Below are 25,578 nucleotides of genomic sequence, written 5' to 3' on the forward strand. Positions count from 1 at the left end.
AATGTCTTCTGAGTCCTACGAGCCCCCTGCCCCCCGCGTGAGCGACCTCGCCCGCGTCGATCCGCCTGCCGCCGACTACCTGCAAGGCCTCAATCCCGAGCAGCGCGAGGCCGTGCTCGCCACCGAGGGGCCGGTGCTGGTGCTGGCGGGCGCGGGCACGGGCAAGACGCGGGTGCTGACCACCCGTCTCGCCCACATCCTGGCCACCGGCAAGGCCCGGCCATGGGAGCTGCTGGCGGTCACCTTCACCAACAAGGCCGCCCGCGAGATGCGCGAGCGGATCTCGCACATGATCGGCCCGGCGGCCGAGGGCCTGCGCTGGCTGGGGACCTTCCACTCGGTGGCCGCCCAGATCCTGCGCCGCCACGCCGAGCTGGTGGGGCTGAAGTCGAACTACACCATCCTCGACGACGACGATCAGGAGCGCCTGATCAAGCAGATCCTCGAGGCCGAGAACATCGACGCCAAGCGCTGGACCCCCAAGGCGCTGGCCGGCCTGATCGACCACTGGAAGAACCGCGGCTGGCGGCCCGACCAGCTTCCGCCGGCCGAGGCGCAGGCCTTCGCCAACGGCCGCGGCCAGGCGCTGTACCGGCTCTACCAGGAGCGGCTGCGGGTGCTGAACGCCTGCGACTTCGGCGACCTGCTGCTGCACAACATCACCATCTTCACCAGCCAGCCCGACGTGCTGGCCGACTACCACGCCCGCTTCCGCTACCTGCTGGTGGACGAGTACCAGGACACCAACGTCGCCCAGTACCTGTGGCTGCGGCTGCTGGCCCAGAAGAGCCAGAACCTCTGCTGCGTGGGCGACGACGACCAGTCGATCTACGGCTGGCGCGGGGCCGAGGTGGACAACATCCTGCGCTTCGAGCGGGACTTCCCGGGCGCCAAGGTCGTGCGGCTCGAGCGCAACTACCGCTCCACCAGCCACATCCTGGCCGCCGCCTCGGGCCTGATCGCCGCCAACAAGTCCCGCCTGGGCAAGACGCTGTGGACCGAGGCCGAGGGCGGCGAGAAGGTCATCGTGCGCGGCGTCTGGGACGGCGAGGCCGAGAGCCGGCTGATCGCCGACGAGATCGAGCGGGCCAAGCGCGCCGGCCGCCGCTACCGCGACATCGCCATCCTGGTGCGCGCCTCGTTCCAGATGCGCGCCTTCGAAGAGCGCTTCGTCCTGCTGCAGATCCCCTACACGGTGGTCGGCGGCCCCCGGTTCTTCGAGCGGGCCGAGATCCGCGACGCCCACGCCTACCTGCGGCTGATCCAGTCCGAGGATGACGACCTGGCCTTCGAGCGGATCGTCAACACGCCCAAGCGGGGCATCGGCGACACCACCGTCCAGAAGCTGCTGCAGGTCGCGCGCCTCAACGGCGTCTCCGCCACCCGCGCGGCGCGGCAGATCGTGCTGACCGACGAGCTCGCGGCCCGGACGCGGACGTCGCTCGCCAATTTCCTGCGGGACCTCGACCGCTGGCGCGCCGAGGCCCAGCACGTCGCCCATCCCCGCCTGATGGAGGCGGTGCTTGAGGAGAGCGGCTACACGGACGCCCTTCGCCTCGATAAGAGCCCGACCGCCCAGACCCGGCTCGAGAACCTCAAGGAGCTGGTCCAGTCGATGGGGAACTTCGACACGCTCCAAGCCTACCTGGAGCACGTCTCCCTGGTCATGGACCTCGACCGCGGCCCCGCCGCCGACGCGGTGCAGATCATGACCCTGCACTCGGCCAAGGGCCTGGAGTTCCCGCTGGTCTTCCTGCCCGGCTGGGAGGAAGGCGTCTTTCCCTCGCAGCGCTCGATGGACGAGAAGGGCGAGAAGGGCCTCGAGGAGGAGCGGCGCCTGGCCTACGTCGGCATCACCCGGGCGCGGGAGGAGGCGCGGATCAGCTTCGCCGCCAACCGGCAGGTCTACGGCCGCTGGACCAGCCAGCTGCCCTCGCGCTTCGTCGACGAGTTGCCCCTGGCCAACGTCGAGGCCAGCTCCGAAACCGGCTACTACGGCGGCGGCCCGGGCATGCAGCAGCACGGCAGCCGCTGGGACGAGAGCCCCTCGTTCGGCGCCGGCTATTCCTCGCCCGGCTGGCGGCGGGCGCAGGCGTCCAACTACCGCGGCAGCCATCCCGGCCGCCAGCAGGTGATCGAGGGCGACGGCCGGCTGGTCGTCACCGGCTCTGAGGCCAAGAGCGACTACAGCCGCGGCGACCGCGTCTTCCACCTCAAGTTCGGCTACGGCACGGTGAAGGGCATCGAGGGCAACAAGCTGACCGTCGCCTTCGACAAGGCCGGCGAGAAGAAGGTCATCGACAGCTTCGTGGAGAAGCAGTCCTAGGCCTCGGGTCCCCGCCGCCGCATCAGCCGCCGCGCAGCGAAGGTCGCAAGTCCGGCCACCACCGCCGCGCCGGCCGCCATCAGCGGGGCCGCCTTGCGGAGCCGGGACTGGCGAGACGCCGCCTCGGCGGCGCGGCGCATCGGCTCGGGCCGCACGCCGTCGGAGCCGGCGGACCAGGCCGCCGCCTCGCCGACGCGCCCGCCGGGGCCCTGCTCGGGCGCCGGCGCCAGGGGCTCACCCACCGCCGGCTGGGCGTGCTGCGGCTGCACGCCGCCCGCCGCCTCGATGTCGGCCTGGGCGGCGTTGCGGCGGAAGGTGACCGTCTCGCCGGCGCGGTCCACCTCGGAGACCTCCCAGCCATGACCAGTCCAGGCGCGGCTGTGCGACTTGTCGGGGTCGTTGGCCCACCACGAGCCGCCGGACCTTGCGCCCTTGGGCAGGGGGAAGCCCAGCACCTCCTCCAGCTCGGCGAAGCTCGCGCGCCATTCGTCGGCGCCGTGGCCGGACAGGCGTTGGGACAGGGGCTTGTACTTGCTCATGGCGGCTAAACGCACGGCGGCCGCATCGGCGCCATGGAACTGAACCGTCCGAAGGTTCGCGCGCTATCGCATCGATGCGCAGCTCGTTTCTCCAGAGCCCGTTTTCCAGGGCCGACCTGAAGCCGATCCTGACAGGCGCCGCCGCCTGCGCCGCGTTCGGCCTCCTGCTCGGCGCGGCCATGCAGCCGAACCTCCGCGGCCCGACGGACGTCGAAGGCCCCCAGATGCTCGCCGGCGTCTCGGGCGCCCGGCAGCCACAGCTGCAGGACGTGGGCGCCTCGTTCGCGGCCTACGAAACCGGCGTACCCGACTACGTCGTGGGAACGGATTGGCTGGAGCCGCCGGAACAGTTCGACGAGGAGGTCCCGATCCCGGGCGAGGACGAGACCGTCGCCTTCGCCGAGGACGACGCCTACGAGCCGGTCGCCATCGTCCGCTGGGAGGAGCCGCCGCGGGAGCCGGCGCGCTATCCGTCGCTGGACGGCGGCGTAGCCTACGGCGTGGCCTACGCGGGCGACCTCCCCGCGCCCCCGCCGCCGCCCGAAGACTCCGAGCTCGCCGAGATGGCGGCGGCGACGCCGGGCTGATCCCCCTCGCCTTTCGCGCGCCGGGCCGCTAGAGGCTCACGCCCATGAGCGACGAGGCCGTCCAGATCATCGCCCGCGGCCCGCGCCGCATTGCCGAAGCCGCAGCCGCCGCGCTGGAGGCCGAGCCCGCCACCGAGGCGCTGACCTACTCGATCCTCGAAGAGGACGAGGACCACGACGTCTGGCGCATCGACGCCTTCCCGACCACCGACCAGGAGCGCGAGGCCATCGCGGCCGTGCTGGTGCGCTTCGGCGACCTGCGGGTGAGCACCGAGGTGCTGGCCGACGCCGACTGGCTGGCCATGGCGCTGTCGGGCCTGCCGCCCGTGCGAGCGGGCCGGTTCTTCGTCTACGGCGCCCACGACCGGGGCCTGGCCCCCGCCAGCACCGTGAACCTGCGCATCGAGGCGGGCGCGGCCTTCGGCACCGGCCACCACGGGACCACCGTGGGCTGCCTGCTGGCCTTCGACGAGCTGCTCAAGGCGCGCCGTTTCCCGAAGGTGCTGGACGTGGGCTGCGGCACCGGGGTGCTGGCCATCGCCGCCGCGCGCACAGGCTCGGAGCTCGCCGTCGGCACCGACATCGACCGCGTCTCGGTCCGCATCGCCAACGAGAACGCCACGCTGAACCGGGCGGGCGCCGAGTTCGTCCACGCCTCGGGCCTCGGCCATCCCGCGGTCCGCACCCGCGGCCCGTACGACCTGGTGTTCGCCAACATCCTGGCGCCGCCGCTGGTGGCGCTGTCGCAGGACATCCGCAATGCGCTGAAGCCCGGCGGGCTGGCGATCCTCTCGGGCCTACTGCGGACCCAGGAGCGGCGCGTGCTGGCGGCCTACCTCTCCAAGGGGTTCAAGCTCCAGCGGCGGCTGCACCGGGACGCCTGGGCCACGCTGGTCGTTCGCAGGCCCTGACGGAACCGCCCAAGGAACCCGCGCCCGAGGAACCCCACAGGGCGAGCGCCGTTCTCAGCCGGAAGGCCAAGCTTGGCCGAGGAGGAGGCTGAGATGACCGAGCCGTACGAACGCACCACCATCACCAACGAGCCGACCCGCACCGTCGAGGTCCGCCGCGGCGGAAGCGCGGCGGGCTGGTGGGTCGCCGCCCTCGTCGCCATTGTGGCGATCGTGGCCGTGATCTTCATATACAACGCCGGCGCCGGGGACGACGAGCTGCAGGCCGCCCGCGAGCAGGGCGAGGCCGAGGCCTCCATCGCCGCGGCGAGCCAGTCGGCCCACGACGCCGCGGCCGTGGCCGCCCAGGCCGCGCAGGACGCCGCCGCGGGCGCGGCCGCCGCCACCGAGTCGGCCGCCAACGCCGCCGCCGAGCAGACCGAGGAAACCGCCGCCGCCGCGTCCGAGGCGGTGAACGACGCCGCGGCCGACGTCGCGGACGAGCCCCGCTAGGCCAGCTTTCTGGCCCCGAGCGCCGCGAGCCAATGGGCCTCGCGGCGCTTGAGCTCGTCCGTCAGGCCCATGGGGCTCAGGTCGGGATCCTCGATCCGCTCCAGCACCTCGTAGGAGAGCGCGTCGGCGCCATGCGCCCGCAGCGCCGCCTGCAGGTCGCGGTTGGGGTGGCTGCCCATTCGCAGGGCGAAGCGGACGCTGTTCTCCTGGGCGTCGATGTTGCGCGAGACGCCGATCCAGGCCGCGCCGGCGGCCTCGCAGCGCAGGACGTAGATCCCCGCGGAGACCTTGCGTTCCTTGAAATCCCGGATGGCCTGGCGCTTCGAAGCGGACATGGGCCAGCGTTAGCCGGCCCCGGCCGCAGCGTCAATTATATCCGGGTAAAATAGAGCCTTTGATCGGCGCGCGGCGAGGGCCTACATCGAGGTCATGCGCCAGACCTTCGACGAGACGACCGACCGCAGCTTCGGTCCCAAGCACGTCCCCCTGATCCGCCAGGCCATGGAGGCCCAGGGGCTCGACGGCTTCCTCGTGCCGCACGAGGATGAGCACCAGAACGAATACCTGCCGGCGGCCAACGACCGCCTGGCCTGGGCCACCGGCTTCACCGGCTCGGCCGGAGCGGCGGTGATCCTCAAGGACAAGGCCGCGGTGTTCGTGGACGGCCGCTACACGATCCAGGTCCGCGACCAGGTGGATCCGGCCTTCTTCGAGATCCGCGACCTGGTGGACGGCGGCGTGCCGGCCTACCTCGAGCAGGCGGCCGCCAGCGGCCAGAAGATCGGCTACGACCCCCGCCTGCACAGCCCCGACGCCCTGCACCACCTGCGCGCCGCCGCCGCCAAGGCCGGCGCCGAGCTCCTGCCGGTGGCCGAGAACCCGCTGGACCGAGCCTGGGGCCAGGCGCGCCCGCCGCAGCCGACCGCCCCCGTCGTTCCCCATCCGCTGGAGTACGCGGGCGAGGATTCGGCCGACAAGCGCGCCCGCGTGGGCGAGCTGATCGCCAAGAGGGGCGCCGACGCGGCGGTGCTGACCGCCCCCGCCTCGATCGCCTGGCTGTTCAACGTGCGCGGCGGCGACGTCATCCGCAGCCCCCTGCCCCTCGGCCAGGCCATCCTGAACAAGGACGGCACGGCGCGGCTGTTCCTGGACCCGCAGAAGGTCACGCCCGAGCTGCCGGCCTGGCTCGGCAACCAGGTGCGCCTGGAGACGCCGGGCGACCTGCCCCAGGCGCTGGCCGACCTGAAGGGCCTGAAGGTGGCGGTGGATCCCGCGCAGTCCTCGGCCTGGTACTTCGAGGCCCTGCAGAGCGCCGGCGCCGAGGTGGTCCGCGCCGAGGACCCCTGCGCCATCCCCCGCGCCTGCAAGAACAAGGTTGAGATCGAGGGCAGCCGCAAGGCGCATGTGCGCGACGGCGCGGCCCTGTCGCGCTTCCTCCACTGGCTGGCCACCGAGGGCCAGGAGAGCCCGCCCGACGAGATCACCGCGGTCCAGAAGCTGGAGCAGTTCCGCGAGGCCACCGGCGCGCTGAAGGACCTGTCCTTCGACACCATCGCCGGCGCGCTCTCCAACGGCGCCATCTGCCACTACCGGCCCACCGCGCGGCTGAACAAGCGGGCGGAGAAGGGCAGCCTGCTCCTGGTGGACTCCGGCGGCCAGTACCTGGACGGCACCACCGACGTGACCCGCACCGTGGCCATCGGCGAGCCGACCCGCGAGATGTGCGAGCGCTTCACCCTGGTGCTGAAGGGCCATCTGGCCCTGGCGCGGGTGCGCTTCCCGGCCGGCACCACCGGCAGCCAGCTCGACGCGCTGGCCCGCGTGCCGCTGTGGGAGGCGGGCCTCGACTACGACCACGGCACCGGCCACGGCGTCGGCAGCTACCTGGGCGTCCACGAGGGTCCGCAGCGGATCTCCAAAGCCCCGAACACCGTCGCCCTGCGGCCGGGGATGATCGTCTCGAACGAGCCCGGCTACTACAAGGAAGGCGAGTACGGCATCCGCATCGAGAACCTGCAGTTCGTCACCGAGGCCGAGCCGGTGGCCGGCGGCGAGCGGCCGATGCACGGCTTCGAGGCCCTGACCCTGGCGCCCATCGACCGGCGGCTGGTGGTCAAAGAGATGCTGACCCCCGAGGAGCTGGCCCAGTTCGACGCCTACCACGCCCGCGTGGCGCGCGAGATCGGCCCGCTGCTGGACGGCGAGGCCAAGGCCTGGCTCGCCGAGGTCACCGCCCCGCTCTAGACGGCTTCGGCGTCCGCCAGGGCCCGGACCTGGCGGACGTAGGCCTCGGCGTCGAACTTCTTGAAGGTGTTCGGGCCCATCGACCTGACCGTGCCGAACACCGGCTGCGGCCCCCAGGGGCGGTCGTGCAGGCCGAACAGCCAGCCGACGTTGGTGAAAGAGTTGGGGTCGCGCCCGTCGAGGAACCAGCGGTTGTTGAGGGCCAGCGCCGTCTCCCACGCCTCCTCGGGGCTGGCCGACCAGTGCAGGATCTTCTTGCCCCAGTACATGCGCAGCCGGTTGTGCATGTAGCCTGTGGCCCGCATCTCGAGCATGGCCGCGTTCCAGTAGGAATCGTGCGTCTCGGCCGCCTCGAACTGATCGCGGGTGTAGAGGTGCGGCCGCGGGTCCGAGGCGTGGTCCGCCAGCGTCTGGCGGGCCCACTCGGGCAGGACCTCGTAGCGGTCGTAGGCCGGCGCTTGGAAGGCGTGGTTCATGGCCAGCTCGCGCCGGACGATCAGCTCCTCCAGATAGGTCGCCACGCCGCTGACGACGCCGGCCTCCCGCACCGCGAGCGCGATCTCCACCGGCGAGATCTGCCCGAAGTGCAGGTAGGGGCTGAGGTGCGAGACCGCGCCCGCCTCCGGACGGCTGCGGTCCGCCTCGTAGCGGGCGAGGCCCCGATCCAGGAAGGCGGCCAGGGCCGCGCGGGCCGCCCCCTCGCCCGCCGCGAAGCGCCGGACCGGCGGCACGGACCGGTCGATCTTCAGGCCCGCCAGGACGGCGTCCACCTTGGACAGGTCCACGTCGCCGGCGACGCGCAGGCCGAGGGCGGGATGGTTCACCGGCCGCTCGGCCAGCGGGTGCAGGTAGTCGTCCCACAGCCGGTGCAGCTTCGGCCGGATGGTGCGGGCGGCGTACTCGTGCTTGTTCGAGGCGGCCTCGACGGGGACGACCACGTCGCCTTCCACCTGCACCAGCCGGCGGGCCAGGCCCTCGGCCAGCCTCTCGCGCCAGGCCCGCTGGATGCGCAGGTAGCCGCGGTCGGCCACGACCAGGGCGGCGTCGGCCGCCAGCTCTCGCACCAGCTCGTGCGGCGGCCGTTTGCGGATGACGAAGCCGATCCCCCGCGCCGCCAGCGCGCGCTCCACCTCGGCGAGCCCCCGCAGCATGAAGTCGTAGTGCCGGGCGTTGGCCTCCGGAAAGGCCGCAAGCCCGAAGCAGACCAGCAGCGGCAGCTTCAGCGCATTGGCCTGCTCGACAGCGTATTCCAGGGCGGGATTGCCGCCGGCGCGCTGGGACTGCTGCATCCAGTAGAGCACGTAGCGGGCCCCGGGACGCGGCGGCGCGTCCACGAGGACCTTCAAGCGGGACGAGGGGATCACGGGAGAGTTCGGGCTCCTAGCTGCCGACCATCTCCAACCATTCGTCTTCGGTGAGCACCTGGATGCCGAGCTCGGCGGCCGTCTTCAGCTTCGAGCCTGCGCCGGGACCGGCCACCACGATGTCGGTCTTCTTCGACACCGAGCCCGACACCTTGGCCCCCAGCCGCTCGGCCTGGGCCTTGGCCTCGTCGCGGGTCATCCGCTCCAGCGCGCCGGTGAAGACCACGGTCTTGCCGGCCACCGCCGTGTCGGTCTTGGGCTTCTCGGCGTCGAGGATGGTGAGCTGGCCCGCCAGGTCCTCGACCATGGCCCGGTTGTGGTCCTCGCCGAAGAAGGCCGCGGCGGCCTCGATCACCGCCCCGCCGATCTGGTCGAGGGCGTCCAGCTCCTCGACCGCCTCGGGATCGCGGGCCGCCACCTTGTCCATCGCTTCCAGGAAGTGGGCGGCCGTGCCGTAGCCGCGCGCCATCACCGTCGCGGTGGTCTCCCCGATGTGGCGGATCCCCAGGCCGTAGATGAAGCGGTCCAGGCCGATGGTGCGGCGGGCCTCGATGTTCGCCAGCAGGTTGCCCACGCTGGTCTCGCCCATCCGCTCCATGGCCAGCAGCTCGTCGCGCTTCTCGTGCAGGCGGAAGATGTCGGCCGGCGCCTTGATCCAGCCGCGCTCGAAGAAGGCGGTGAGCTGCTTCTCGCCCAGGCCCTCAATGTCGAACGCCCGGCGGGAAACGAAGTGCAGCAGGTGATTGATGCGCTGGAACGGGCAGGCGAACTCGCCCGAGCAGCGGCGCACCACGGTCTCGGCGCCCGAGGCGGTGGTCTCGCGGACGACCTCGGTCCGGAGCGGGCACGGGCAGACGTGCGGGAAGTCGTAGGGGACGGAGTCCTTCGGCCGCTCCTCGGGGATCACGCGCAGGATCTGCGGGATGACGTCGCCGGCCCGCTGCAGCACGACCGTGTCGCCGACGCGCACGTCGAGGCGCGCGATCTCGTCGGCGTTGTGCAAGGTGGCGTTGGTGACCACCACCCCGCCGACGGTCACCGGCGTCAGGCGCGCGACGGGAGTCAGGGCGCCGGTGCGGCCCACCTGGATGTCGATGGCCTCCAGCACGGTGCGCGCCTGTTCGGCCGGGAACTTGCGGGCGATCCCCCAGCGCGGCGCGCGCGAGACGAAGCCCAGGCGCTGCTGCCACTCGAGGCGGTCCACCTTGTAGACCACCCCGTCGATGTCGAAGCCCAGGTGCGGCCGCTCGGCCTCCATCTCGCGGTAGGCCTCCATGAGGCCCTCGGCGCCTTTCACGCAGCGGGACTGCGGCGTGGTGCGGAAGCCCCAGGCCTTCAGCGCCTGCAGCGCCTCCCACTGGGTCTGGGCGAACGGGGCGCTGACGAAGCCCCAGGCGTAGGCGAAGAAGCGCAGGGGGCGCTGGGCGGTGATCTTCGGGTCGATCTGGCGCAGCGAGCCCGCCGCCGCGTTGCGCGGGTTGGCGTAGGTCTTCTGGCCGGCCGAGGCGGCGGCCTCGTTCAGGGCGGCGAACTCGGCGTGGCCGAGGTAGACTTCGCCGCGGATCTCGATGACCTCGGGCCAGGCCTGGCCGTGCAGCTTCTGCGGGATCTCCCCGATGGTGCGGACGTTGGCGGTGACGTCCTCGCCCACCCGGCCGTCGCCTCGCGTCGCGGCGCGCACCAGGCGGCCGTTCTCGTAGCGGATCGAGCAGGACAGGCCGTCGATCTTCGGCTCGGCCGTGTAGGCGACCTCCTCGTCCAGCCGCAGGAAGCGCTTCACCCGCGCGTCGAACTCCAGCGCGTCCGCGTCCGAGAACGCGTTGTCCAGCGAGAGCATCGGCACGCCATGCTCGACGGGCGCGAACTGCTCGGCCCTGGCCGCGCCGATGCGCAGCGACGGCGAGTTCTCGCGGATCAGGTGCGGGAAGGCCGCCTCGAGTTCGTCGTTCCGCCGTCGCAGGGCGTCGTACGCCGCGTCCGAGATCGTCGGCGCATCCTCGCGGTAATAGCGGATGTCGTGCGCGGCGATCTCGTCGGCGAGCCGGGTCAGCTCTTCGGCGGCCTCGGCCTCGGTGAGGGATTCGACAGACTTCATCGGGCGAAGGTCTAGCGCGGCCTCCCTCCGCCGCGAAGCGGGAGCGCGCGCGGATTCAGGCGCCGATAAGCGCGCGGGCGGCCGCGCGGGCGGCGTCGGTGATCTGGGCGCCGGCCAGCATACGGGCGATCTCCTCCTCGCGGTCGGCTGGCGAGAGGACCTCCACCGCCGTGCGGATGCGCCCCTCCCCATGGGCGGCGTCCCCGGCCTTGGAGATGCGCCAGTGGGCCTCGGCCCGGGCGGCGACCTGCGGGCTGTGGGTGACCACCAGGACCTGCGCGTTCCCTGCCAGCTTCTTCAGGCGCAGGCCGACGGCGTCGGCGACCGCCCCGCCCACGCCCTGGTCCACCTCGTCGAAGATCATCAGCGGCTGCGGCCCGGCGGCGCGGCCGGCCAGCGAGGCCTTCAGCGCCAGAGCGAAGCGAGCGAGCTCGCCGCCCGAGGCGATGGCGCCCAGATCGCCGAACGGCGCGCCGGGATTGGTCGAGACCTCGAAGGCCACCTTGTCCAGGCCCGCGGGCCCCGCCCGCTCCTCGGCCAGCGGCTCGACGGCGACGCGGAACCGCGCCTTGTCCAGCTTCAGCGGCGCCAGCTCGTCCATGACCGACTGGGCCAGGCGCTCGCCGGCGGCGCGGCGAGCCTCGGTCAGGCGGCCGGCGACTTCGAGATAGGCGCCGCGGGCCGCCTTCAGCGCCGCCTCGGCGGCCTTCAGCGCGTCCTCGGACGACTCCACCGCCCGCAGCCGCTCGGCGAAGCGCACCCGGAGCGCCGGCAGCTCGTCCACCGTCACGTTGAGCTTGCGGGCGAGGCCGCGCAGGTCAAACAGCCGCTCCTCGGCCTTCTCCAGCCGGTCGGGCTCGAAGTCGAAGGCGGCGGCCGCCGCGTCGATGGCGGCCTCGGCCTCGCCGGCCTCGATCAGCACCCGGTCCAGGGCGGCGGACGCCTCGGCGACGCGGGAAACGGCGGTCCCGTCCGCCGCCGCGCCGGCGGTCACGGCGCGCTCGCGGGCGCGCTCCAGGGCCCGGACGGCGGAGGCGACCTTCGAGCCCAGGCCGTCGAACACCTCGCGCGCGGCGGCGATGTCGGCCAGGGCCTTTTCGGCCGAGCCCAGCAGGGCCCGCTCTTCGGCAAGCTCGGTCTCCTCCCCTTCCCGCGGATCGAGGCGGTCCAGCTCGGACAGGCGGAAGGTCAGCTCCTCGGTCTCGGCGGCGGCGCGGGCGACGTCCTCGCGCAGGGCCTCGACGGCCTCGCGGGCGGCGCGCCAGTCGCGGTGGCGGGCGGCGACCTCGGCGGCCAGCGGCTCCAGCCCGTCGAACGCGTCCAGCATCGGCCGGTGGGTGCGCGCATCGAGCAGGCCCACGGTCTCGTGCTGGCCGTGCACCTCGAGCAGCGCCTCGCCCAGCTCGCGCAGAACGCCGACGCCCGTGGCCTGGTCGTTGACGAAGGCGCGGGAGCGGCCGTCGGCCGACAGCGCCCGGCGCAGGACCAGGTCCTCGTCGCGGGCGTAGGAGAGGCCCTTCTCCTCCAGCAGCTCCCAGACGGGATGGTCGGGCGCCGGCGCAAAGACGGCGGTGGAGACCGCCTGGGCGGCCCCGCGGCGCACGAGCCCGGAATCGGCGCGCATGCCGGTGGCCAGGCCCAGGGCGTCGAGGATGATGGACTTGCCGGCCCCGGTCTCGCCCGTGAGCGCGGTCAGCCCCGGCCCGATCGACAGGTCCAGGGCCTCGATCAGCACGAAGTCGCGGATCTGCAGGCCGATCAGCATCGCAGGGAACATCGCCCGGAATCAGGCGCGGTTGAAGAGGCGAAGGACGCGATTTGTTCCGCCCCGCCGCCGCGGAAGCGCGAAAGCCCTATTTCGGCTCTGGCGCGGTGGCGGCCGCGTCGGTGGCCGAGGCCTCCGGCGCGGGCGGCTTGATGGTCTGGCCCTTGTCCTTGCGGAACGGCAGGCGCAGCAGGCCCCTGCGGCCGCCGCTCTCGGGCTCGACCGCCGGGCGCAGGCCCTTGTCGGTCAGCAGCCGGTAGGCGTCGCGGTACCAGGGATCGCCCGGATAGTTGTAGCCCAGCACCGCCCCGTTGCGCTTGGCCTCTTCCGTGAGGCCGAGCGTCAGGTACGCCTCGACCAGGCGATAGAGCGCCTCGGGCGTGTGGGTGGTGGTCTGATAGCGGTCGACCACGGTCTTGAACCGGTTCACGGCCGCCAGGGTGTCGCCGTTGCGCAGGTACCAGCGGCCGACGGTCATCTCCTTGCCGGCGAGCTGGTCGTTGACCATGTCGATCTTCAGGCGCGCGTCCTGGGCATATTCGCTGGCCGGATAGCGCTGCACCACCGCGCGCAGCGCCTCCAGCGCCTGGCCGGTCGCGGCCTGGTCGCGGCCCACGTCGACGATCTGTTCGAAGTAGCAGATGGCCTTGATGTAGTGGGCGTAGGCCGCCGCCGGGTTGCCCGGATAGAGCTGGATGAACCGGTCGGCGTCGCCGATCGCCTCGGGATAGTCGTTCGACTGATAGTGGGCGTAGGCCTGCATCAGGATGGAACGGCGCGACCACTCCGAATAGGGGTGCTGCCGCTCGACTTCCTGGAAGTAGTTGATGGCCTGGTTCCACAGGCCGCGGTCCAGCCGGTTGGCGCCGGTCGCGTAGAGCAGCTCGACCGGCCGCTCCTCATAGACCAGGCGCGGCTTCTTCTTGTTGCCGGCGCAGGCGCCGAGGGCGAGCGCGCAGGCGGCGGCGACGAGGACCACCCGGGTAGACGTTCGAACCGAAGACACCTTCACCTCAAGACCAACACGCGCGCCCCCACGCGAGAGAGTCGCTTCTACACCACCGACTGTGGCGAGCAAACGGCGGCGCGTCAGACCGCCTCGGCCAGATCCTCGGCGAAGGTGCGGACCCGCCAGGCGTCGGGCCGCGCGGCCAGGGCGCGGACCAGGGCGTTGTTCAGGCCGTGGCCGGCCAGCACGCCCTCGAAGCGGCCCACCACCGGCGCGCCCAGGACGAACAGGTCGCCGATGGCGTCCAGCGCCTTGTGGCGGACGAACTCGTCGGGCCGGCGCAGGCCCTCGGGATTGAGGATGCGGTCGCCGTCGATCACCACGGCGTTCTCCATCGAGCCGCCGCGGGCCAGGCCCATGGCGCGCAGGGCCTCGACCTCGTGCAGGAAGCCGAAGGTGCGGCAGTCGGCGAGCTCGTCGCGGAAGGCGGCCTCGTCCATGGGCAGGTCGATGGCCTGGGTTCCGATGGCCTGGGAGCCGAAGCGGATCTCGAAGGCCACCTCGAAGGCTTCCGCGGGGCGGAGCGCGGCGCGCTTGTCGCCGTCGATCACCTCGACGGGCGCCAGGATTTCGATGTAGCGGCGCGGGGCCTGCTGCTCGCGGCGGCCGGCGCGGTCCAGCACCCGCACGAAGGGCAGGGCCGAGCCGTCCATGATCGGCATCTCGGGGCCGTCCACCTCGACGACGGCGTTGTCGACGCCGAGCATGACGAGGGCCGCCATCAGGTGCTCGATGGTCGAGACCGTGACGCCAGCGGCGTTGCCGACCACCGTGCCGAGCTGGGTCTTGCAGACCGCCTCGGGCGAGACGGCGATGCGGTTGTCGCTCCCGGAGACGTCGGTCCGCACGAAGACGATCCCCGTGTCGGCCGCGGCCGGACGCACCGCCACGCGCGTGTACGCGCCGGTGTGGACGCCCACGCCCGCGAACAGGGCCGGCGCCTTGACGGTGTGCTGGAACACGGGTGCGGACAAACCGGGACCTTCCACAAACACAACCGGTCCGGCCCCTTCCCGTGACACCGGGACAGCGACCGAGCCTTCGCCCTCAACTCGTGCATAGGGCGGTTTGATGCAGCGCAGCAAAACACTTGCTGTTTCGCTTTGTTTCCCGCGGCTCGCCGCTCAGGAGGGCCTCAGTCCGCGGGGAAGTGCTGCGTGCCGACGAGGTTCATCGAGCGGTCCTGGATGCGCACCTGGGCGTCGCGCCCCAGGCGGGCGAGGCAGGCGGCGAGCGCCTTGGCCTGCTCCTCGGCGCGGCGGCCCGACCGGAACACCAACGGCTCCAGCTCGGCGCAGCGGACGGTCCAGCCGTCCGCCAGCGGCGATACCCAGATGACGCGCTGATAGGCCATTGTCCGTCCTCCCTCGCAGGCTGACGGACGCAAGGATAGCAGGGGGCCCCGCCCCCTGCTTTCGCGATTCTGTGACAGTTCCGCCTAGTTGGCGAGACGGCGCAGGAAGGACGGAATCTCCAGGTCCTCGGCCGTGTCGGGCTCCTCGGCCAGCTGCGGCGCCTCCAGCGGCTGGGCGCCCCCGCGAACCGGGGCCGCCATCGGGGCGGCCGAGGCCGCGGGCCGGGTGTCCATCCGCGCCTGCGGCGCGGCCGGCGGGGCGTCGTAGCGCGGGCGACCGCCGAACAGGCTCAGGAAGCCGCCGCGGGGCTTGCGCGGCTCGTAGGCCGGCTCGGCGAACAGCGGTTCGTCCTCGGGCTCGGCCACGGACTCGTCGACGATCCGGCGCACCGGCGCGAAGGCCGGCTGTTCGGCGACCTCGGCGGCCGCAGCGTCGAAGATGTCGGGCTGCTCCTCCTCGCGGGCCTCGGCGGCGAGGACCGGCTCGGGCTGGGGCGCGGCGGCGACCGGCTGGGCCGGGGCCTCGGCCCGCGGGCTGACGGTGGCCCGCAGCGGCTCGGCGGTGATCGAGCGGCGCTCGACCTTGGGCTCGATGGCGGCGATCGAGGCGCCGTCCATGCCGGTGGCGACGACCGACACGCGGATCATGCCTTCCAGGGTCGGATCGAAGGCCGCGCCGAAGATGATGTTGGCTTCCGGATCGACCTGCTCGGAGATGGCGTTCGCCGCCTCGTCGACTTCCAGCAGGGTCATGTCGAGGCCGCCGGTCACGTTGACCAGCACGGCCTTGGCGCCCTTCAGGGACACCTCGTCCAGCAGCGGGTTCTGGATGGCGTTCTGGGCGGCCATCAGGGCGCGGTCGTCGCCGGTCGCCTCGCCGGTGCCCATCATCGCCTTGCCCATCTCGGTCATGACCGTGCGGACGTCGGCGAAATCGAGGTTGATGAGGCCAGGCAGCACCATCAGGTCGGTGATCGAACGCACGCCCGAGTGCAGGACCTGGTCGGCCATGCCGAAGGCCTCGGCGAAGGTCGTCCGCTCGTTGGCCACGCGGAACAGGTTCTGGTTCGGGATGACGATCAGGGTGTCGACGTAGCGCTGCAGCTCCTGGATGCCGGCGTCGGCCAGGCGCATCCGGTGGCGGCCCTCGAAGTGGAACGGCTTGGTGACGACGCCGACCGTCAGGATGCCGCGCTCACGCGCGCACTTGGCGATGATCGGGGCCGCGCCCGTGCCGGTGCCGCCGCCCATGCCGGCGGTGATGAAGACCATGTGGGCGCCGTCGAGGTGCTCGCCGATCTCGGGGATGCTCTCCTCGGCCGCGCTCATGCCGACTTCGGGATGGGCGCCCGCGCCCAGGCCCTGGGTGACCTGCACGCCGAGCTGGATGCGGCGCTCGGTCTTGGAGAACTGGAGCTGCTGGGCGTCGGTGTTGGCGACGACGAACTCCACCCCCTCGAGCCCCGCCTCGATCATGTTGTTGACGGCGTTGCCGCCGGCGCCGCCGACGCCGAACACGACGATCCGCGGCTTCAGTTCTGTGGCGCGCGGCGCGGAGAGGGAAATGGCCATGGACCTTCGCGTCCTTCCAAATGCGGTCTTGGCGCCGGCGACCCGCCCACCGACGCATCCTGTTTAAGGATGGGTTTACTAGGCGACCGACATCCTTAATCGGGGGTTAAGCCCATAGCGCGAGTCGCCGTTCGGGCGAGCTTGGCCGGAACGAAAAAACCCCTTTCCCCACAAGGATTCCCGCAACGCCGCGCCGGCGCCCGCGGGCGCCGCTGCGTCAACCCGTCGCCGTCGCAAATCCGTCAACCGCCTGTCGCCGTCCTGAGACCCCCCGCCGCTAGCTGCTCGCGCCAAGGAGGCCGGGTCGGCGGCCTCGCGTTCGAGGGGGCGGCCGTGCGGCGACTTCTATCGGTGGGCGCGGCGGCGCTCGTGCTGCTGCCGGCTGCAGCGAACGCTCACGGGCCCCATGGCCACGGGACAGGCTTCGCGCCGGCGCCGGGGGCTCCCGCCAGCCGGGCCGATCCGGCGCAGCGCCGCTGGCAGGCGGGGGACCACCACGTCCACAGCTGGTACAGCGCCGACTGGAAGCCCGCGGCCGACGGGGCCTCCCCGCCCGAGCCGATCATCGGCGGGGACTCCAGCAACAGCATCCCGACGAACGCCCGCATGGCGCTCCGGCACGGGCTGCGCTGGATGGTCGCCACCGACCACGGGGGGCCGAACCACTCGCGGCTGAACCGCGAGAAGGCCTATCCCGAGCTGGTGCAGTCCCGCCGCCAGGTCCCGGGCCTGATCCAGTTCTTCGGCATGGAGCTGGACACCCCTGCGGCCGAGCACTCCAGCGTGATCCTGCCGAAGACCGCCGATGAGGCCGATGTCCTGTTCGGCATCGAGAAGGGCTACAACCGGCGGGAGCCGTGGCCCGCCGATCCGGCGCGGGACACCGAGGCGCGGATGATCGCGGCCCTCAAGCACATGGACGCCCTCCCCGCCAAGCCGGTGGTGATCGCCAACCATCCGTCGCGGACCGCCAAGGCGGTGGGCGAGTACGGCCAGGTCGCGCCGGCCGAGCTGCGCGGCTGGAACGATGCGGCGCCGCAGGTCGCGGTGGGTATGGAGGGCGCTCCGGGGCACCAGGCCGCCGCGCTGAACGCCGACGGCTCGCCCGGACGGACCGAGCCGCGCGGCTCGTACGGCGGCTCGCCCACCCTGGGCGGCTTCGACCAGATGACCGCCCGGCTGGGCGGCTTCTGGGACTCCATGCTGGCCGAGGGGCGGCGCTGGTGGGTCACCTCCACCTCGGACTCGCACCGCCACTACACAGAGGGCGGCGAGGACTTCTGGCCCGGCGAATATTCCAAGACCTACGTGAAGGCGGTCCCCGCCTACGAGGACGTGCTGGACGGGCTGCGCAACGGCCGGGTGTTCGTGACCCTGGGCGACCTCGTCTCCGAGCTGGAGGTGACCGTCCAGACCGCCGACGGACGCCGCAGGGCCGAGATCGGCGGGACGCTGAAGATCCCGCGCGGCTCGGACGTGACGGTGGTGATCCGCGCCCGCGACCCGGCAGGGAAGAACTTCGGCGGACGCTCGCCCGAGGTGGCCCGCGTCGACCTGATCCGCAGCGAGGTCACGGGTCCCGTCGCCGACCGGTCGAGCGACACCAACCCCCGCGCCCGGGTGGAGAAGCGCTTCACCCCGCGCGACTGGGTGCGCGAGGGCGAGCGGCTGTCGATGACGGTGACGCTGAAGGCGGTGACCGAGCCGACCTACGTGCGGGTGCGCGGCACGAACGGCGACGAGGCCGAGCCGCTGCCGGACACGACCGGCGAGGATCCCTGGTCGGACCTGTGGTTCTATTCGAACCCGGTCTTCATCGAGGTCGAGTAGCTAGAGGTTCTCGCGCAGCCAGGCGGCGGCCTTGGCGACCGGATTCGCGCGGGGGTCGAGGGGCTCGCGGCGCAGCTTGGCCGAGGCCAGCGAGCGGGACGAGACCGCCTCGCGCGGGCCGAACGCGGCCCGGTGCAGGATTCCGGCGGCGGCGGTGAACGCCGGGCCCGAGGCGGCGTCGGCCAGGTGCGGCACGCGGCGCGGACGGCCCAGGCGCACCGGACGGTCGAACACCCGCACGGCCACCTCGCGCACGCCGGCGAGCTGGCTGGCCCCGCCGGTCAGCACCAGGCCCGCGCCCGGCTCCACCGGCGCGCCCGAAGCCTTCAGGCGGTCGCGCAGCAGCTCCAGCGTCTCCTCGACGCGCGGCGCGATGATGCCCTTCAGCAAGCTGCGGGGGGCCACGACCGGGCCCGCGCCGGGATCGTCGCCCCGCGGCGGCGCCTCGATCATCTCGCGGTCCTCGTTGGCCGAGGCGATGGCCGAGCCGTGCAGGGTCTTGATCCGCTCGGCGCCGGCGATGGAGGTCGACAGGCCGCGGGCGATGTCCTGGGTCACGTGCTGGCCGCCGACCGGCACGGTCTCGACGTGGACCAGGCTGCCGCCGGTGAAGACCGCGGCCGAGGTCGAGCCGCCGCCCATGTCGATGCAGACGCTGCCGAGGTCCATCTCGTCCTCCTCCAGCGCGGCGAGGGCCGAGACGAAGGGCGCGGCGACCACGCCCTCGAGCTGGAGGTGGGCGCGCTCGACGCAGGCGCCCAGGGTCTGGAACACGGTCTCGGCGACGGAGACGACGAGCAGCTCGACGCCGAGCGTCTTGCCGAACATGGCGCGCGGATCGCGCACCCCGCCCTGGCCGTCCACCGACCAGGCGACGGGAAGGATGTGGACCGCCCGGCGGCCGGGCAGCTTGATCTGGGCCAGGGCGTTCTGGATCGCCCGCACGAGGTCGTTGTCGCCGATCGGTCGCGCGCCGATCGAGACCCGGCCGGCGACGCGCGACGAGGCGAGCTGGCCGCCGGCGGTGGAGACGGTGACGCCCTGGACGTTCACGCCGGCCACGTTCTCGGCCCGCTCCACGGCCTGGGCGATGGCGTCGGAGGCCTCGTCGAGGTTGACGATCGCGCCGCCGCGCACGCCGCGCGACTGGACATAGCCCACCCCGCAGGTGGTCAGCGTACGGTCGGCCTTGCGGACGCCCTCCGGCTTCATGATGAAGCAGGTCACCTTGGAGGCGCCCAGGTCGACGGCGGCCACGACCTTCGGCGGCGCGAGCGCAGCCTTCAGGGCCTCGCGGCCATCCTTCCGGGAAGCTTCAGCACGGGCGGCGGACTTCAGCATTTGAGGTCGTTTCTTCTCCTTACACGCCGGCGGCGGCGAGGCCGCCCGGCGCGGTGGGGTCTGCAGGCGGACGCGGCCGGACGGCCACGACGTCGGGATTGCGCAGGTCGATACGCTCGAAGCCCAGCTCCAGGATTCGCGAGCGCAGGTCGAGCTGTTCGAGCTGGGCCAGGGCGTCCTCCTCGCCGGCGGCGGGGAGCTGGATCAGCGAGCCGTCCTTCAGCCGCAGGTCCCAGCGCCGGTCGTCGACGCGGACCAGGGCCTCCATGCGGCGCATCAGGTTCGGACGTTGGGCCAGGATCGGCAGGATCTGGCCCGCGTGCTCGGCGCCGCCGGCCCCGACCACCAGCGGCAGGGTCGGGAAGCGGGCCGGGTCGGCCTCGGGGATGACGCGGCCCTTCTCGTCGATGACCACCGTGCGGCCGTTGTGCTGCCACACGGCGAGCTGGCGGCGCTCCTCCACGGCGATGACGAGGGTGTCGGGCAGCAGGCGCACGACCTTGGCCTCCTTCACCCAGCCCACTTCCTCGACCCGGGCGCGCAGCGCCTCCAGGTCCATGCCGAGCAGCGGCTGGTCCTTGCGGACCGCGGCGGCGCGGACGATGTCGGGGGTCGCCATCTTGGACGCGCCCTGGACGTGGACGGCGCGCAGGCGGAAGCCCGCGTCGGCGAACTGGCCGTCCACGGCGGCGGCGGCGGTCTGCACGAGGCGCTCGCCCCGCCCGCCGGTGGCGAGCGTCGCGGTCACCGCGGCGACGAGCACCCCGGCCGCGGCCAGCAGGATCAGCTTGGGAGACGGACCCGCGCGCGCGGGCGAACCGGCCCCGCCCTTCGCGGGGCGCCTGGCCGGACTAGGGGGCGCTTTGGCCCGAGGCTTCGCCTGAACTCGCGATCCTCCCCGCTCCGCCGCGGGCATAGGCGTCCTCCGTGATCCACAACACGAGCCGGTCGAAATCCACGCCCTGAGCCGCCGCCTGCTCGGGAACGAGAGAGGTGGGCGTCATGCCGGGCTGGGTATTGACCTCCAAGAGGACCAGAATGTCGTTAATGTCGTCATAACGCAGGTCCGACCGGGTAACTCCGCGACAACCAAGCGCGGCGTGCGCCCGCTCGGAGTATTCCTTCGCCTTTTCAAGCGCGTGCGCCGGCATCCTGGCCGGGACGATGTGCTTCGAGCCGCCCTCTGCGTACTTGGCCTCGTAGTCGTAGAACTCACGCTCGGTCAGGATCTCGGTGACCTCCATGGCCTTGCCGTCCATCACGCCGACGGCCAGCTCCATGCCGCGGATGAAGGGCTCGACCATCACCTGCTCCCCGTAGGTCCAGGAGGGTTCCAGGATCTCCTGCGGCGGCCGGTTCGCCCGGTCGCGGACGATGAACACGCCGACGGACGAGCCCTCGGCGTTGGCCTTGACCACATAGGGCGGCGCCATGACGTGCTCGCGGGCGACGTCGTAGCGGTTGTAGAGCCCGCCGCCGGGCACCGGCACGCCCGCGGCGGCCAGCACGGCCTTGGCCTTGGCCTTGTCCATGGCCAGGGCCGAGGCCAGCACGCCCGAGTGGGTGTAGGGGATGGCCAGCGTCTCGAGCACGCCCTGGACGCAGCCGTCCTCGCCCCAGGCCCCGTGCAGGGCGTTGAAGCAGACGTCGGGCTTCAGGGCCGAGAGCACCTGGGCCAGGTCGCGGCCGGCGTCGATGCGGCTGACCTTCGCGCCCAGCCGCTCGAGCGCGTCGGCGCACTCACGGCCGGAGACGAGGCTCACCTCCCGCTCGGAGGACAGGCCGCCCATCAGGACGGCGACGTGGTGACCGGAGAGCGGCGCTGCCATGGGGCGACTCGCGAGAGCTGAAGGGGTTGCGTCCGCCGTCGCCTACAGGGGCCCTGCGGTCAAGGGGCCTCGCCGCCGCGCTCGCGCCGGCCCAGCAGCCAGAAGAACGCCGCCAGCACGCAGCCCGCCACGATGCCGGCCGTAAGGTCGTGCAGCAGGGTGAAGGCGAAGGTGGCGAACAGCACCGCCCCGCTCCGCCAGCTCCTCATCAGCCGGGCGAACTCGTCCTTCTCGGTCATGTTCCAGGCGACCACCACCAGCACGCCGGCCAGGGCGGCGAGGGGCACGTAGCTGGCCAGCGGGGCGGCCAAGAGCATGAACAGCAGCAGGAAGACGGCGTGCAGGATCCCGGCGAAGGGGCTGCGGGCGCCGGCCCGGATGTTGGCCGCCGTCCGCGCGATGGTGCCGGTGACGGCGATGCCGCCGAACAGCGCCGAGCCGACGTTCGCCAGTCCCTGGGCGACCAGCTCCATGTTCGCCCGGTGGACGCGGCCGGTCATCTTGTCGGCGACGGTGGCCGACAGCAGGCTCTCGACGCCGCCCAGCAGGGTGAACGACAGGGCCGCGGGCAGCACCTTGACGGCGAGGTCCCACGACAGGTTCGGCAGGGCCGGCATGGGCAGGCTTTGCGGCAGGCCGCCGAAGCGCGTGCCGATCGTCTCCACCGGCAGGCCCAGGGCGACGGCGATCAGGGTCGCGCCGACGACGCCGAACAGCATCCCCGGCCAGGTGGGGCGGAAATGGCGCAGCACCAGGATGAACGCGGCCACGCCCACGCCCAGCGCCAGCGCCGCCGGATTGAGCGTCGGCGCCGCCTGGGCCAGGGCCGCCAGCTTTGGCAGCAGTTCGCCCGGCTCATGGCCGGCGAGCGTCAGGCCCGCCAGGTCCTTGATCTGGCTGGCCAGGATGGTGACGGCGATGCCGGCGGTGAAGCCGACGGTCACCTCGTGCGGTATGTGCCGGATCAGCGAGCCCAGCCGCAGCAGGCCCACGATCGTCAGCATGAGGCCCGAGAGCAGCACCGTCAGCAGCAGGCCCTCGATGCCGAATTTCGCGACCGTCGCGGCGACCAGGACGATGAAGGCGCCGGCCGGTCCGCCGATCTGATAGCGGCTGCCGCCCAGGGCCGAGACGAGGAAGCCGCCGACGATGGCGGTCCACAGGCCCCGCTCGGGCGAGACGCCGGACGCCACGGCGATGGCCATCGACAGCGGCAGGGCCAGTATGGCCACGGTGAGGCCCGCCATCGCGTCGCGCTTCAGCGCCTCGGCGCCGTAGCCTTCCTTCAGCGTGCTGGCGAGCTTGGGTTTGTAGCGGTGGGCCGTTGCGGTTCCGTCGGGCATCTTGACCATGGACTGGTAGACGCCGTCGGCCCGGGAGTGCGCCGTACGAACGCGACCATTCGATTTACCAAGTAAGCGGCCACCCCGCCGATCGGCAACTCCGGACCGCTACGGAGGGCGGGCGGCCGATCGCCGCGCTGCCGCCATGACGCTGTCAGCAGGACGACCGCAGGCTGTGGGCCATGAGCCACGTCGCCACCGCCCTGGACGCCCTGCCCCGCCCGCCCTGCGCCGAGCTGCTCGGCTGGCAGGTCCTCGACGCTCGGCCCGAGCAGGGCTGGATTCGCGTCCGCTTCGAGGGGCGCCCCGAATTCCTGAACCCGGCCGGATACGTGCAGGGCGGCTTCCTGGCGGCGATGCTGGACGACACCATGGGGCCTGCGGTGTTCATCCAGTCGGACGGGCGGCTGTTCACCCCCACCATCGACCTGCACGTCAGCTTCCTGGCGCCGGCCCGCCCCGGCCCGCTGTTCGGCGAGGGCCAGGTGATCCAGACCGGCAAGAGCATCGCCTTCCTCGAAGGCCGCCTGAGCGACGCCGACGGCGTGCTCGTCGCCCGCGGAACCGCGAGCGCCCGCCTGGTCCCCGCCGAGAAGGCGCTGGGCTAGGGCTTCGCCCGGAAGTCCACGTCGCTTGCAGCGGCCGCGTGGAGGAAGGCGGCCCAGACGGCGACGTTCTGCGACAGTTCCGCCGGGTCGATCTTGTCCAGCGTGTCGTCGGCCGAGTGGTGCAGATCGAAATAGCGGCTGGCGTCCTGCTCGAACTCGACGAACGGCGCGCCCGCCTGGATCAGGCCCGAGACGTCGGCCCCGCCGAAGCGGGGGGCCTCGCGGCTGACGATGGCGTTCAGCGGCGCGACGGCGGCCCGGAAGGCCTTCATCGCCACATGGTCGCGGCCCGCCTGCGGCAGGCGGATGGTCCAGATGCGGCCGGCGCCGGAATCGCTCTCGCCGACCACGACCATCCTGCCGACCTCGTCCTTGTGGGCGGCGAGGTAGGCCTCGCTGGAGCCGCCCTGCTCCTCAGAGCCCCACATGACCACGCGGATCGTGCGGCGCAGCGGCCCCTGGCCGGCGGCCAGCTTGGCGGCGGCCGTCGTGATGGCGATGCCGGCGGCGTCGTCCACGGCGCCGGTGCCGGCGTCCCAGGAGTCCAGGTGGCCGCCGACGATCAGCACGCCGGCGTCGGGGTCGGTCCCGGGCAGTTCGCCCGAGATGTTGTAGGCGGGGACCTTCGCCTCGTAGCGCGAGGTCATGGCGAGCTTGAGGGTCACCGGCTTGCCGCGGGCGACCATGCGCTCCAGCAGGTCGGCGTCGGGCGTGGACAGCGCCGCGGCGGGGATGCCGCCCGGCCGGGCGCCGCCCGCGTGCGGCAGGCGGGTGTCGTCGGTGGAGAGCGAGCGGATCAGATAGGCGACGGCGCCGCGCTTGGCGGCCTCGACCGGCCCCTGGCTGCGCTGGGCGTTGATGGCGCCGTAGCCCGATCCGTCCTGGGCGCGGGTCATCACGCCGGTGACGACCGCGATCTTGCCCTTCAGCGCGCCCTCCGGCTGGGCCAGCATCTCCTCATAGGTGCGGAACAGCGCCACCTCCGCCGTCAGCCCGCCCTTCGGCGTCGACGAGGAGCCGCCGAGGCCCAGGATGTGCAGCTTGTGCGGATAGGGCCCGACCACCTCGGCGCTCTCCTCGCCGCGGAACCAGCCCGAGGCGGTGAAGGTCTCGACCTTGACGTTCTGGAAGCCGAGCCGCTTGAGCGTTTCGACGCCCCAGTCGCGGGCGCGGTCCATGGCGGGCGAGCCCACCAGGCGCGGACCGATCTCGGTCGTGAGGGACTCGGCGATGTCCCAGGCGGTGGGATCCTTCAGCGCCGCGTCGCGGACGGCGGCGGTCGAGGCGGAGATGTCCTGGTTGACCGTCTGGGCGGCCGCGGGCGCGGCGGCGAGGACGAGGCTGGCGCCGACGGCCAGCAGAGCAAGATTGCGCATGGCCCCGGCGTGCGCGGGCGGCGAGATTCCGTCAAGGCCGCCTGCTGACAAGCGTGGCAGTAGCGGAACGCGCCGGGCGCCTCAGGGACGCCCGATCCGCTTGATCTCCCAGTCGAGGTCGACGCCGAACTTGGCCTTCACGTCGGCGCGGACCGCCTCGCCCAGGCCCTCGAGGTCGGCGGCGGTCGCCTCGCCGGTGTTGATCAGGAAGTTGGAGTGCAGCGGCGAGAACATCGCCCCGCCGAACAGCTTGCCGCGCCAGCCGGCCTCGTCCACCAGCTTCCAGGAGGAGTGGCCGGGCGGGTTCTTGAACGTCGAGCCGCCAGTCTTCTCGCGGATCGGCTGGGTCTTCTCGCGCCGCTCGGTGATCTCGGCCATGCGCGCCTCGATGGCGGCCGGGTCGTCGGGCCGGCCCTCGAACAGGGCGCCCAGGAAGATCAGCGGCTCGGCGGCGGCGCGGGCCGACTTGCGGTAGCTGTAGCCCAGGTCGGCGTTGGAGAGCGTCAGCCGCTCCCCCGCGCGGGTCAGCGCATAGGCCTCGACGAGCACGTCCTTGGTCTCGGCGCCGTAGCAGCCGGCGTTCATCACCAGGGCCCCGCCGATCGTGCCGGGCACGCCGCGGTAGAACTCCAGGCCCGCGATGCCGGCCTTGCCAGCCTCGCGCGCGACGACGGCGTCCAAGGCCGCGGCGCCGGCGTAGAGGCGTCCCTCGCCACGCGGCTCGACCTTGGCGAAGGCCTTGCCCAGGCGGATCACCACCCCGTCCACTCCGCCGTCGCGGACCAGGGTGTTGGAGCCGACGCCCAGCACCGTCACGGGAACCTCGGCCGGCAGGGCCTTCAGGAAGGCGGCCAGATCGTCCTCGTCCTCGGGCAGGAAGATCACGTCCGCCGGCCCGCCGACGCGGAACCAGGTGAACGGCGCCAGCGGCTCGTCCCGCAGGAGCTTGCCGCGGACGGCGGGGAGCCTGTCCTTCCAGGTCATTTGGGCCAG

The 25,578-nt window shown here is 72.4% G+C and carries 22 protein-coding genes; 7 read left to right on the forward strand and 15 right to left on the reverse strand.

Translation table 11 applies throughout. The annotated features are described in order from the left end of the window. Position 1 precedes the first annotated feature (1 nt). Positions 2–2,326 (forward strand): ATP-dependent helicase, encoded by a 2,325-nt coding sequence (locus tag PHZ_RS12740; RefSeq protein WP_012522853.1) that lies wholly within the window; start codon positions 2–4, stop codon positions 2,324–2,326. Here the strand turns inward: PHZ_RS12740 and PHZ_RS21735 are convergent. Then, a complete protein-coding gene (locus PHZ_RS21735; RefSeq protein ID WP_012522854.1) occupies positions 2,323–2,865 on the reverse strand; it encodes a DUF7662 domain-containing protein in 543 nt (180 codons plus the stop codon). The two genes, PHZ_RS12740 and PHZ_RS21735, sit on opposite strands and share 4 nt — an antisense overlap. A gap of 74 nt (positions 2,866–2,939) precedes the next feature. On the opposite strand from PHZ_RS21735, the gene PHZ_RS12750 reads away from it, so the two are divergent. From PHZ_RS12750 to PHZ_RS23130, 3 genes are all read left to right on the forward strand, one after another. After that, positions 2,940–3,452 carry a hypothetical protein gene (locus PHZ_RS12750; RefSeq protein WP_041373510.1) on the forward strand — a complete coding sequence of 171 codons (513 nt, stop codon included), beginning with the start codon at positions 2,940–2,942 and terminating at the stop codon, positions 3,450–3,452. 44 nt (positions 3,453–3,496) lie between these two features. Continuing rightward, the gene (locus tag PHZ_RS12755; protein ID WP_012522855.1) at positions 3,497–4,363 is read left to right on the forward strand and encodes a 50S ribosomal protein L11 methyltransferase; all 867 of its coding nucleotides are present in this window, start codon (positions 3,497–3,499) and stop codon (positions 4,361–4,363) included. A 93-nt stretch (positions 4,364–4,456) separates the two neighbouring features. Further along, positions 4,457–4,855 (forward strand): hypothetical protein, encoded by a 399-nt coding sequence (locus PHZ_RS23130; RefSeq protein ID WP_012522856.1) that lies wholly within the window; start codon positions 4,457–4,459, stop codon positions 4,853–4,855. Here PHZ_RS23130 and PHZ_RS12765 read toward each other — a convergent pair. Then, a complete protein-coding gene (locus PHZ_RS12765; RefSeq protein WP_012522857.1) occupies positions 4,852–5,190 on the reverse strand; it encodes a GIY-YIG nuclease family protein in 339 nt (112 codons plus the stop codon). The genes PHZ_RS23130 and PHZ_RS12765 overlap by 4 nt on opposite strands. A 94-nt stretch (positions 5,191–5,284) precedes the next feature. On the opposite strand from PHZ_RS12765, the gene PHZ_RS12770 reads away from it, so the two are divergent. Beyond that, positions 5,285–7,099 (forward strand): aminopeptidase P family protein, encoded by a 1,815-nt coding sequence (locus tag PHZ_RS12770; RefSeq protein WP_012522858.1) that lies wholly within the window; start codon positions 5,285–5,287, stop codon positions 7,097–7,099. Here PHZ_RS12770 and PHZ_RS12775 read toward each other — a convergent pair. The 7 genes from PHZ_RS12775 to ftsZ all read right to left on the reverse strand — a co-directional run bounded on the left by PHZ_RS12775 (position 7,096) and on the right by ftsZ (position 16,258). Continuing rightward, positions 7,096–8,463: a deoxyribodipyrimidine photo-lyase gene (locus PHZ_RS12775; protein ID WP_012522859.1), complete on the reverse strand. Its 1,368-nt coding sequence runs from the start codon at positions 8,461–8,463 to the stop codon at positions 7,096–7,098. The two genes, PHZ_RS12770 and PHZ_RS12775, sit on opposite strands and share 4 nt — an antisense overlap. A 16-nt stretch (positions 8,464–8,479) precedes the next feature. Then, positions 8,480–10,558, reverse strand: coding sequence for an NAD-dependent DNA ligase LigA (gene ligA / locus PHZ_RS12780; RefSeq protein ID WP_012522860.1), 2,079 nt, complete (start codon positions 10,556–10,558; stop codon positions 8,480–8,482). Between the two features lie 55 nt (positions 10,559–10,613). Then, on the reverse strand, positions 10,614–12,323 hold the full coding sequence (gene recN / locus PHZ_RS12785) for a DNA repair protein RecN (protein ID WP_041373511.1): 1,710 nt from the start codon (positions 12,321–12,323) through the stop codon (positions 10,614–10,616). An 88-nt stretch (positions 12,324–12,411) separates the two neighbouring features. Then, positions 12,412–13,302, reverse strand: a complete 891-nt coding sequence (locus PHZ_RS12790; protein WP_236611825.1) for an outer membrane protein assembly factor BamD — start codon at positions 13,300–13,302, stop codon at positions 12,412–12,414. Between the two features lie 110 nt (positions 13,303–13,412). Beyond that, positions 13,413–14,294, reverse strand: a complete 882-nt coding sequence (gene lpxC, locus PHZ_RS12795) for a UDP-3-O-acyl-N-acetylglucosamine deacetylase (protein WP_012522863.1) — start codon at positions 14,292–14,294, stop codon at positions 13,413–13,415. A gap of 173 nt (positions 14,295–14,467) precedes the next feature. Further along, the gene (locus PHZ_RS12800; RefSeq protein ID WP_041373513.1) at positions 14,468–14,686 is read right to left on the reverse strand and encodes a hypothetical protein; all 219 of its coding nucleotides are present in this window, start codon (positions 14,684–14,686) and stop codon (positions 14,468–14,470) included. A gap of 84 nt (positions 14,687–14,770) precedes the next feature. Then, on the reverse strand, positions 14,771–16,258 hold the full coding sequence (ftsZ, locus tag PHZ_RS12805; protein ID WP_012522864.1) for a cell division protein FtsZ: 1,488 nt from the start codon (positions 16,256–16,258) through the stop codon (positions 14,771–14,773). 333 nt (positions 16,259–16,591) lie between these two features. Here ftsZ and PHZ_RS12810 point away from each other — a divergent pair, with 333 nt between their 5' ends. Next, positions 16,592–18,088, forward strand: a complete 1,497-nt coding sequence (locus tag PHZ_RS12810; RefSeq protein ID WP_148216859.1) for a CehA/McbA family metallohydrolase domain-containing protein — start codon at positions 16,592–16,594, stop codon at positions 18,086–18,088. On the opposite strand, the gene ftsA is transcribed toward PHZ_RS12810, so the two are convergent. The 4 genes from ftsA to PHZ_RS12830 are packed head-to-tail and all read right to left on the reverse strand — an operon-like array spanning position 18,089 to position 22,601. Further along, complete coding sequence (gene ftsA / locus PHZ_RS12815) at positions 18,089–19,429, reverse strand: cell division protein FtsA (protein ID WP_012522866.1); 1,341 nt, start codon at positions 19,427–19,429, stop codon at positions 18,089–18,091. Between the two features lie 19 nt (positions 19,430–19,448). Next, positions 19,449–20,345, reverse strand: coding sequence for a cell division protein FtsQ/DivIB (locus PHZ_RS12820; RefSeq protein ID WP_012522867.1), 897 nt, complete (start codon positions 20,343–20,345; stop codon positions 19,449–19,451). Next, entirely contained in the window at positions 20,281–21,258 is a 978-nt protein-coding gene (locus PHZ_RS12825) for a D-alanine--D-alanine ligase (protein WP_012522868.1), read from the reverse strand. Before PHZ_RS12825 ends, PHZ_RS12820 begins: the two co-directional genes overlap by 65 nt. 59 nt (positions 21,259–21,317) lie before the next feature. Then, positions 21,318–22,601, reverse strand: a complete 1,284-nt coding sequence (locus PHZ_RS12830) for a SulP family inorganic anion transporter (protein WP_041374181.1) — start codon at positions 22,599–22,601, stop codon at positions 21,318–21,320. 182 nt (positions 22,602–22,783) lie between these two features. Between PHZ_RS12830 and PHZ_RS12835 the strand changes: the two genes are divergently transcribed. Beyond that, positions 22,784–23,209, forward strand: a complete 426-nt coding sequence (locus PHZ_RS12835) for a PaaI family thioesterase (protein ID WP_012522870.1) — start codon at positions 22,784–22,786, stop codon at positions 23,207–23,209. On the opposite strand, the gene PHZ_RS12840 is transcribed toward PHZ_RS12835, so the two are convergent. After that, on the reverse strand, positions 23,206–24,585 hold the full coding sequence (locus PHZ_RS12840) for a M20/M25/M40 family metallo-hydrolase (RefSeq protein ID WP_012522871.1): 1,380 nt from the start codon (positions 24,583–24,585) through the stop codon (positions 23,206–23,208). The two genes, PHZ_RS12835 and PHZ_RS12840, sit on opposite strands and share 4 nt — an antisense overlap. Before the next feature lie 81 nt (positions 24,586–24,666). Then, positions 24,667–25,569 (reverse strand): UDP-N-acetylmuramate dehydrogenase, encoded by a 903-nt coding sequence (murB, locus tag PHZ_RS12845; RefSeq protein WP_012522872.1) that lies wholly within the window; start codon positions 25,567–25,569, stop codon positions 24,667–24,669. Positions 25,570–25,578: the final 9 nt, after the last annotated feature.

Source organism: Phenylobacterium zucineum HLK1, assembly GCF_000017265.1.
Lineage (GTDB): Bacteria > Pseudomonadota > Alphaproteobacteria > Caulobacterales > Caulobacteraceae > Phenylobacterium > Phenylobacterium zucineum.